General features: G+C 53.7%; 4 protein-coding genes. 2 read left to right on the forward strand and 2 right to left on the reverse strand.

Annotated elements, in window-relative coordinates; genetic code table 11:
- Positions 1–45: 45 nt before the first annotated feature.
- On the forward strand, positions 46–867 hold the full coding sequence (locus tag H6F43_RS08740) for a tetratricopeptide repeat protein (protein WP_190342410.1): 822 nt from the start codon (positions 46–48) through the stop codon (positions 865–867).
- 121 nt (positions 868–988) lie between these two features.
- Here H6F43_RS08740 and H6F43_RS08745 read toward each other — a convergent pair whose 3' ends face one another.
- Both H6F43_RS08745 and hemW read right to left on the reverse strand, forming a co-directional pair.
- The gene (locus H6F43_RS08745; RefSeq protein WP_190342411.1) at positions 989–1,237 is read right to left on the reverse strand and encodes a hypothetical protein; all 249 of its coding nucleotides are present in this window, start codon (positions 1,235–1,237) and stop codon (positions 989–991) included.
- 92 nt (positions 1,238–1,329) lie between these two features.
- Positions 1,330–2,589, reverse strand: coding sequence for a radical SAM family heme chaperone HemW (hemW, locus tag H6F43_RS08750; RefSeq protein WP_190342412.1), 1,260 nt, complete (start codon positions 2,587–2,589; stop codon positions 1,330–1,332).
- Positions 2,590–2,786: 197 nt separating this feature from the next.
- Between hemW and H6F43_RS08755 the strand changes: the two genes are divergently transcribed.
- Positions 2,787–3,841, forward strand: a 1,055-nt coding sequence (locus H6F43_RS08755) for a PIN/TRAM domain-containing protein (protein WP_190342413.1), incomplete at its 3' end; no start/stop codon positions are given.

A 3,841-nucleotide genomic window follows, 5' to 3' on the forward strand; every position in this document is an offset into this window, starting at 1 on the left:
GAAGGCTCCTACCGCTAAGACATTAACGAGCAGCACGTAATGGGAATGGGAGCTTCAATTACCGTCGATCGCGCTAACTTCGATGCCGAAGTTTTGCAAAAATCTCACGAAAAGCCAGTGCTGGTGGATTTCTTTGCCCACTGGTGCGGACCATGCCAATTGCTTAAGCCCATGCTGGAGAAGCTGGTGCAAGAGTACGATTTTGTCCTGGCAAAAGTGGACATTGATGCCAGTCCTGATTTGGCGCAGACCTATGGCGTCCAAGGTGTGCCAGATGTCAGGATTGTGCACAATGGTCACGTCAACAAGGGCTTTGTAGGTGTGCTGCCAGAACCGAAGCTGCGAGAGCTACTAGTGCAGCTAAGCCTCAAATCCGCAATGGACGAGACGCTAGAGCAGATTTACGCCACGGCTGAGCAGGGAGATGTCGTAGCAGCGCAGGCACAATTAGACGACTTACTGACGCGCTTTCCCGACGATCGTAATCTGATTCTGGAAGCCAGTAATTTTTATATGCAAGCGGACCAAATCGACTCCGCAGAAGCCCTACTATCCAAAATTTCGGAGTACGACAGCGAGTACGGTGGTCATGCAAAAACGCTGAGATCGATGCTTCAATTTAAGCAATTGGCAAATCAGGCGATCGGCGATCACCCTCGTGATCCGATCTTTCAGCAAGCAGTACAAGCCGTGCTAGCTGAGGATTACGAAACGGCACTGACACAGCTGCTCGAAATTGTCCGCGACGATCGACGTTATCGAAACGACGGAGCGCGTAAGGCAATGCTGTCAGTGTTTGATCTGCTTGGCGACGAGCATTCGCTAACAAAAACTTACCGCAAACAGCTAACAATGGCGCTGTATTAAGCAATTGGCATTACGTGAATGAGTTGAACAAAACACCAACGCAGCCGACAAGCTATGACGGCTCCCCGGTGATTCGGTATCGATCGTTCAACTCAGCAGCCTTGCGCTAAATAAAGACTCATCACTCATCACTCATTGTTGACTCTTGCTGGAGCAATTCCTCGTTAACTAAGTCGTCGCGCAGGAAGTCGGGTGAAGGGGAATTGAGCATCTCAGGGGCAACAGCAGGATTTTCGACGATCTCGCGCGGATTGCCAACGAAACCGCCTGAGTAAACGAGGTCCTGCGGGTCCATCATCTGATCGTCACCTGTAGCATCGGTGCCTTTTTGCTTGTCGGTGGCAGGAAGGCGTTCTGCGGGGTCGGGCATGAGACAGTTCCAGTGAGACAACGTGATCCCAGAGTAGACCTGCCTCTAAGGCGCACCCACTCTCAAAAGAAAGATTCCATACCGCAGAAACGCTACTCGAATTTCTCAAAGAGGCGAACCAAAATCACGTTAGAGAACAGGAAACCGTCGGGGTCGCTGAGCCGCAGACGTCCGGTGTCCGGTAGCACCGAGGTTGGTAACTGCTCGCTCAGCACTTCGACCCAGCCTTTCTGGTAGTACGGCTGCAAGCAGCGCCAAACGCGATCGAGGGTTGCCCGTCCAAATTGACTCCGGAGTTTAGCAATGCTCAAACCGTCGGCAAGTCGTAAGCCCAACATGAGCGTGTCGAGCAGAAATTCTGACGTGTGAGTGCTGGATGCTGACGTCTGGGTCTTAAATTCAACGGTATCGCTCTGTTTTACCCAGTCGTAATACTCACGAGTCTTGCGGGGTCGAGCGACGCGATCGCCCCCGACGAAGCTCGTTGCACCCATGCCGAAACCGTAGAAGGGGTGGTTCTCCCAGTAGACGCGGTTGTGGCGGCACTGATGACCCCGTTTCGCGTAGTTAGAGATCTCGTAATGTTCGTACCCTGCACTGCGCAGCGTTTCGGAGGCGAGGCGATACATCTGCGCGGTGGTGTCGTCCGAGGGCAAGGGCGACATGCCCGGTTTGTACTGGCGGCTGAAGGGCGTGCCAGATTCCACGGTCAGGTCGTAGCAAGACACATGCGTTGGAGCAAGGGCGATCGCCCGTTGCAGCGACTCGTTCCAGTCGTCTAAGGTTTGGTGCGGCAGCCCAGAGATTAAATCCAGACTCAGGTTATCAAAGGCTGCTTGACGCAGCGTCTCTACAGCGCCGTACACGTCTTCAACGCTGTGCGATCGTCCGCACGCTGCCAGCAGTTCCGCTTGAAACGCCTGCACGCCCAAGCTAACTCGGTTGACGCCCGCTGATCGATAGCCCTGCACCTGCGCTAAGTCGAACGTGCCCGGATCGATCTCCATGGAAATCTCGGCATTGGCAGAGATACCAAATTGGCGATCGAGCGTTTGCAGAATCGTATGCAGTTGTTCGACGGTTAGCAGCGAGGGCGTGCCACCGCCAAAAAATACCGTCGTTAAAGGGCTTCCCCAGCTTTGGGTGAGGCGAATTTCCTCGCTGAGCACTGCAACGTAGTAGGCGATCGTCCCATAGCCGCCTTGCCCCGCGACTGGAGGTTTGTCGCCCACGACAGAAATAGGAAAGTCGCAGTAGTAGCAGCGCCGCCGACAAAAGGGAATGTGAACGTAAGCAGACTGAGGCACACCCGCAAAACTACTTGTCTCTAAAGCAGCTCCAGACAGAAGCATGGGAAATACGCGGAGTATAATGAAATTGTGCCAGCCTGACCGTGAAGCCAGCGTAATCTGCCTAAATCTATTCGCAATTATTTCTTTAACTGGCGAAGCTTCCAGATTGGCAGCCGTTCAACGATTCTAACCTTGACGAAATTCTCGTGTTGACAAGATTCTAACGTTGACAAACAGTCCCCAACCACTTCATCACCATGCTTGATGCAATCATCATCCTTTCATTTGTCCTAGCAGGGGGGGGGATCGGTTTTAATGGCGTCGAGGCTCTGCCGCTTGACGTTCTACAGCAAGTCACCAACGAAGACGGCTTACGCTGGGTTTCGGCTGGCTTCGGAGCCATGATTGGCTTTGCGATCGGCTTAGTCATCCAAACTACATATCGGCGCATTGAGCGACAGTTCCGCGCTTTGCCTGCCGATGTTCTCCTCAGCCGCGCAGTTGGTTTGGTCATCGGGCTACTCGTCGCGAACCTGATGCTGGCTCCGCTGTTTTTGCTGCCGATTCCGCCAGAGTTTTCGTTCATTAAGCCACTCGTTGCTGTAGTTGGCAGCATTATCTTCGCCTTTTCTGGAGTGACGCTGGCAGATACCCACGGTCGGGCGCTGCTGCGGTTGATCAATCCCAACACCGTCGAAACGATGCTGTTAGCGGAAGGAACCCTGAAGGCGGCTTCCAGCAAAATTCTTGACACAAGCTGCATCATCGACGGACGAGTGGAACCTCTGCTCGACACGGGCTTTCTCGAAGGGCAGCTTTTAGTGCCACAGTTCGTGCTGCGAGAACTCCAGCAGGTTGCTGACGCCTCGAATGACCTGAAGCGCGTGCGTGGACGACGCGGACTCGATATTCTAAAGCGAATACAAGAGTCTTATGCCGATCGCATCGTTATCCATCCTGCCGACTACGACGATGTGCCAACCGTCGATGCCAAACTGGTGCGACTGGCGCAGGACATTAACGGCACTCTAATGACCAACGACTACAACCTCAGCAAAGTCGCCAGTGTGCAAAAGGTGCCCGTGCTGAACATCAACGATCTGACGCAAGCGGTGCGACCGAGCTATCTTCCCGGTGACAGTCTGGATCTGAAGATTCTCAAGGAAGGCAAAGAGCCTGCTCAAGGCGTTGGCTATTTGGATGACGGCACGATGGTCGTTGTTGAGGATGGGCGCAGTCACGTGGGCGGTGAGCTTCAAGTCATTGTGACCAGTGCGCTACAAACGTCTGCGGGACGAATGATTTTTGCGCG

Source organism: Leptolyngbya sp. FACHB-36 (assembly GCF_014695955.1).
Taxonomy (GTDB): Bacteria; Cyanobacteriota; Cyanobacteriia; order Leptolyngbyales; family Leptolyngbyaceae; genus FACHB-36.